Source organism: Ferroplasma sp. (genome assembly GCF_037442045.1).
GTDB lineage: Archaea > Thermoplasmatota > Thermoplasmata > Thermoplasmatales > Thermoplasmataceae > Ferroplasma.
In genome coordinates this window covers 1-5984 of record NZ_JBBIRC010000061.1, presented here as the reverse complement: position 1 = coordinate 5984, position 5984 = coordinate 1, and the positions used below count along the sequence as shown (strand labels likewise).

At 33.8% G+C, this 5984-nt stretch carries 6 protein-coding genes; 2 read left to right on the top strand and 4 right to left on the bottom strand.

The genetic code is table 11. The features are described from left to right. The 4 genes from WKI77_RS07005 to WKI77_RS06990 form a co-directional block, all read right to left on the bottom strand. Positions 1-1502 (bottom strand): sodium:solute symporter (locus WKI77_RS07005; RefSeq protein ID WP_337861112.1); only part of this gene is annotated, 1502 nt, incomplete at its 3' end. Next, on the bottom strand, positions 1502-1714 hold the full coding sequence (locus tag WKI77_RS07000; protein ID WP_337861111.1) for a DUF3311 domain-containing protein: 213 nt from the start codon (positions 1712-1714) through the stop codon (positions 1502-1504). The genes WKI77_RS07000 and WKI77_RS07005, both read right to left, overlap by 1 nt. Before the next feature lie 562 nt (positions 1715-2276). Continuing rightward, complete coding sequence (locus WKI77_RS06995) at positions 2277-3665, bottom strand: APC family permease (RefSeq protein ID WP_337861110.1); 1389 nt, start codon at positions 3663-3665, stop codon at positions 2277-2279. A 103-nt stretch (positions 3666-3768) separates the two neighbouring features. Continuing rightward, positions 3769-3927 carry a hypothetical protein gene (locus tag WKI77_RS06990; protein WP_337861109.1) on the bottom strand — a complete coding sequence of 53 codons (159 nt, stop codon included), beginning with the start codon at positions 3925-3927 and terminating at the stop codon, positions 3769-3771. A 176-nt stretch (positions 3928-4103) separates the two neighbouring features. Between WKI77_RS06990 and WKI77_RS06985 the strand changes: the two genes are divergently transcribed. Both WKI77_RS06985 and WKI77_RS06980 read left to right on the top strand, forming a co-directional pair. Further along, positions 4104-4823: an NAD+ synthase gene (locus WKI77_RS06985; protein WP_337861108.1), complete on the top strand. Its 720-nt coding sequence runs from the start codon at positions 4104-4106 to the stop codon at positions 4821-4823. 1 nt (position 4824) lies between these two features. After that, the coding region (locus WKI77_RS06980; protein WP_337861107.1) for a cation:proton antiporter at positions 4825-5984 on the top strand (1160 nt) is incomplete at its 3' end.

Genomic DNA, 5984 nt, shown 5'->3' with positions numbered 1-5984 from the left:
ATGTCTTCAAATTCAGAGTTGTCTATTATACCCTCGTCTTTTATTTTGTTTGTCACTTTCATTATTAACATTCCAATGCCAACAACAAGCAGGTTCATTAAAAGTGCGGCAATTCCTATATACATAAAATCAAAATTCTTGTATAAAGAAGTTACAAAATCTAGCTGTGCAAGCATTATCATGGTCGAACCAAGCCCTACTGCCCATCCAGCACCAACTACATATTTATTTAACTTCCTTGTAAACAGTGCCATGTAAACAGCTGGCAAGGTTTGCATAATAATGGCTCCTCCTATTGTTTGGAGTATAACAATCTCTCCGGATGCAGCAGGTATCAAAGAGAATGCAAGTGCGCCTATTATGACTAATACAACAAGGACCCTTGATAAATTAGTCTGTGTTCTTCCAGATGCTTTTGGATTTATATACTCTAAATATACATTTCTTGTTAGCAAATTTGCCGAAGCCAGTGCCATTATGGATGCGGGGACAATACTACCTACGACTACAGCAGCAAAAGCGAAAGCTGTAAACCATGAAGGGAAGAGAGCCATAACTATTTTTGGCAATGCCTCACTGCTCAGGCTTTTTGCAGGATAAGCATTGAAGTAAACTACAGACATTAATCCTACAAGAGCAACGAACATTAACAATACATTATAAAGTGGAAGCAATGCCGCATTCCTTTTGATTGTTTTAGAATCCTTTGCTGCAAGGCTTCCTGTTACTGCATGGGGATAAAGGAACAATGCAAGTGCAGAACCCAGTGCAAGTGATGTGTATCCGAGGTCTATGGCCGGATTAACTTTCATTAAATTCGGGCTTATTGATGCTGCAACGCCGAATATATGACCGAATCCACCAAGCCTAATTGGTATGTATATTATAATTACAATTACAGCTGCCCAGATAATTGCATCCTTTAATATTGAAGTCAGCGCAGGTCCTCTCAAACCGCTTATAAACGTAAAACCTGCAACAAGAAGAAATGCTATTAACAGGCTTACGGTTATAGGCAATGCAAGAGATGCAAGCACGTACTTTATTCCAGTAATCTGCAGTGCAATATAAGGAAGCTCAGCAAGAACGCCTGTTAATGCAATAAGCATGGCCAGAAACCTTGAATTGAACCTATCCTTAACAAAGTCAGCTGCAGTTATATATCCCCTTCTTTTAGAAACATTCCATAGCCTTGGCATTGTGCCATATACAATAGGGAATATCATAACCCCATATGCTATCGCGAACATTGCAAATGCTCCGCCACCTATTCCTGCAGTTGCTGCGGCACCTGGAACTGCAATTAGTGTGTATGCAGTATAAAGGTCTCCTCCCAACAGGAACCACATTACAACAGTTCCGAACCTTCTTCCTCCGAGGCTCCATTCACCTTCTGCATGAATATCCTTGGGCTTATGCCACAAAATAGCTATATACCCAACAAAGAGCACAACTATAATTATTCCAAAGAATAATGCCAGGTCCAGATCAGTAAATCCCATCAGGACACCACCTTTTTCTTCTTTTTCTCACCAGTTTCTATCGCATAAACTGTGAAAGTCAGTATAGCCGCTATAAACACCCATGCCAGTTGGTACCAATAAAAGAACGGAATTCCAAAAGCCTCTGGCTGGATTCTGTCATATATTCCAAAACCCAGTGTCATAAAAAAATATGGCAAAGCCAACAGTACAAATTTTAATATACCATTCATTAAAAAGTATTATAATACACTTATATATAAGGATTTCTACTTTATATGGCTTTTATCTGTGTGGTATATTAACATTTCTTATGAAAAGATATTTTAACACTATAATATGTATTACCATATTTCAGGTATAATGTATATCTAATATATACTTTTTTGATATATCAACGATTTTATACTGGAAATTGCTCGTTTTATTCACTTAAATAGAGATTTAGTAGATTTATGACCAATTCAAATTGTTCAAATGCACTATTTATTTTCAATATCTCACAATTAACCACAACTTTCTGCTTTATTAAATAGAATAATATCAAAATTACTTAAATTATGTATTAAGATGCACAGTTCATTCATTATTATGAAGGAAATCATATGAATAGTTTTAATTGCATTAATCAAATTTCATATTTTTATTCTATTATAAACTCTAATCAAAATTTCCTATTTTACCATTCAAATTGTCGTGATTTATAAGTTAATTAATTATCCAGTCAGCACTAAAATATATAGAATAAGTAAAATATAAAAGCAAAAGTAATGATGTAGATATAAAAATTAAAAATTAATTTCCAGTTTCTGCAGTCGCTTTGAAATAGTTTTTAGTATCCATAATTTCAATTATAATAAATCCAAGTATTATAAATCCAAGCACCAGTTCTATCTGATAAGTATCGGATGTTAATAATGAATATATAAAAATGAACCCGGACACAATTATTCCTGTGAGCCCAACTGCATATTCCCGAACTTTTCTGCTTGCTTTTATAAGGTTTACTTTTAACAGGGAAAAGTTTGCTGTAAGATGCACCATAAGATTGCCGAGTCCTGCAATGCTTCCAAGAGCCAGAAATATCGTAAATGCGTTGACAAGGGATATAAGTGGTAACATTATTATAAGTGTTGCAATCAAAGTTATTATTCCTGCAATTACCGGAGTACCGGTTTTTACATGCAATTTGCTTATGCTTTTGCTTATTATTCCTCTTTCTGACATGGCATATAAATTTCTGGAAAAAGCTGTTAAGAATGCAAGAGAACCCAGAATCCCATCGTTGATTGCAGCAAATAATAATAATGGGAGAGCAAGTGGCCCGGCTATCCTGTTCATTATTGTTATTACAGGCACATTTGTAGTGATTAGAGCTGTGAATGAATGTGATGCAATTCCATAATCTACGAGAGAATAAAGGACCAGGGATTCAAGCAGGCCACCGATTAAAATTACCATTATGGCAGCTTTTCCTATATTTTTCTTTGCATTTTTAACCTCTCCAGATACAGGGGTTATAGCACCGTAGCCTGTTGGTATTCCAATTGCAAATAATATTCCTAAGAATATTATAGAAGGTGATGGAATACTTGTAAAAGGATTATATACCATAAAATGGGCTCCGTATAATCCAGCTATTATTACAAATACAAGGACTATTAATTCCAGGCTTGCTGAAAAAACAGCATATTTAGACGATGGCCTGATTCCAAGCAGAAGAAATGCTGCAGTTGGAAGAAACACTATTAAAAATGCTATAACTGGGGGAATTACTACAAACGGAGCCAATACATATGTAAGGACAAATATTGATCCGACAATGTAGCCTCCTGCATATAATAATGAATAAAAAAGATATATCCAACCTGTTTCAAATCCAAATCTGTGCGATAAAGACTTATATGCGTAATTAAAGTAACCGCCTTCTTCATCATGTTTCCTCGATAAATAATAAACTCCCAATCCATTAATTAAAACTACAAGCGTACCAATAATAAGTACAATTGGAGAGAAAAACAATGTCAAAATCAATGCTGCTGTTGCATAGGTCAACATGGAAAGGAACGGAGCCTGGCCTCCAAAAGACATAAAAAATATGTCTGCTAAACCAGCTGTTCTTTTTAATTGCTGTCCATTATTAATTGCTTCATTTTTTGTATTAATCATTTTTGTTCTTTTCATATATATTTACGGCATATTTAAATTTATACGTTAATATACCATATATATTCGTAATATAAAATATAATATTACATTTAAAAAGTTTATAAAAAAAATTAAAATATTATTGAGATTTGGTAAAATCTAAATTGTTATGCAAAGCAGCCAGTACAAGGTACCTTGATACAGACACGCCTTCCATTAATGCCTTCTCTTCTATTACGGCCTTTTCGTCTTTCCGGATATATACACTTATCTTATTATATTTCGCTGTGCTTATCATGAGTAAATTAATACTTTATTAGTTATAACCTTTTTGATGCGATATAAATGTGTGTAAATTTTCATTCTCAAAATCGAAGTATAAGGATACTTATATTACACGAATACAATATGAATTTACAAATAACATGGATAACAATACTAAATATTTATTTAATCCCATTTTATTATCTTCATGTGAACAATAAAAATATTAACAGAATAGAAGCAATACGTGAATTTTTAAAGGAGAAAATTTCTAATAAAAATGCTGTTATTGGAATAAGCTCTGGAATTGACAGTTCCTTAGTGCTTACATTGCTTGCAACTTCAATTGATAATGATAAAATAAAAGCAATTTTCATGCCAGACAAATATACAAAGAAACAGGATTATGAGGATGTAAATAACTTATCAAAATCAACAGGGATAAAAATAAAAGAAATAAACATAGAAAAAATATTTGAAAGTTATAAAGAATTATTAAATACAGAAGATAAAAAAATTGAAGGAAACATAAGGTCAAGAATAAGGGCTAATATACTGTATTATTATGCAAATATTTCAAACGGGCTTGTAATCGGCACTACTAACAGGACTGAATACCTTCTTGGGTATTATACAAAATATGGTGATGGAGCATGCGATATAGAGCCAATAGAAGGATTATACAAAACAGATGTATGGGAAATGGCTTCTTTATTGAAAGTCCCACAATCCATTATTGATAAAAGGCCATCAGCAGGGCTCTGGGAAGGGCAGTATGATGAGGATGAATTAAAAATGAGCTATAAAGAAATAGATAATGCATTATCAGATCTCTTTGACAAAAATATTATTAATAACAATTATGAAAAACTAATGGAGCTATATCTTAAATCAATGCATAAAAGAGAATTGCCAAGGTCAATGAATTGAAATGATTATTTCTCCTGTAACGTATGATTATCTAGAAATAAGTTTTATACTAATACTTGCAGCCTTTTCCATACCAATATCAAGAAAAGCGTCAATGGTTTATATTCCGGTACTTATAGTCATGGGGCTTATCTTTGGGCCATTGCTTGGGCTTATTAACCACAGTTTTGCAATTTATTTGCTTTCATCATTTGCAACAATAGGGGTAGGAATGCTTGGGCTCGTTATTATTCTATATTATGAATCACATAACTTTAGCCCGAGAATTTTAAGGAAATATTTCACAAAAATAGCGCTGTTAGATACAATAGGGATGGTAGTCACTGCTGTTGGAGCAGGTATTTTCTTCTCACTTCTTACAGGAGCACCTTTTATAATTGGATTTATATTTGGTGCAATAATATCACCAACAGATCCTGCATCACTGATACCAACTTTCAGGAAACTGAACATAAGGGATGACATTTCTGGAACACTTATAGGCGAAAGTTTATTCAACGATCCTTTGGGAATTATATTGCTGGCTATAGGCATAGGCATACTGGCACCAGATGTTTCCTATTCTGCATTCTTTTCAGTTTTAACTTTACATACAGGACTAATACTTGGATCAGCATCATTCCTTATACTTGAAATTGCAATACCGGCTGCCGTTGGCATAGCGCTTGGATTCTTTATAATTTATTTAAACAAATATTTTAACTTTGAGTCTTTGCTTGTAGCCCTTACCCTCGGGATAGTATTATTCGAATTTACATCACTGGAGGCTGTTGGAATCACGCCATTTCCTGCAATTATTTCTACCGGTGCAATAGTGGGAAATTTCTCTGATAAAAGCATATTCTGGAGCAGGGAAAAGAATTTCAATGAGAATTTATCTTTCATGGCACAGTCTATTATATTTATTCTTTTAGGAAGCATACTTACCAGGTCTCAGATATTCAATTATATTGTATTTGGTTTCATTATTTCATTAATAGTTATTTTTGTAATAAGGCCAGTAGCGGTTTTCATATCAATAGGCCTTTCAAATATGGGAAGGAATGCCATAAAATTTGATAACAGGACAAAAGCTTTCATGTCCCTGGTAGGCCCAAGAGGAGTGGTTCCGGTAGTTTTGTCAACAGTTCCTTTTGTTATCGGTGCAGCAGACCATGTTCC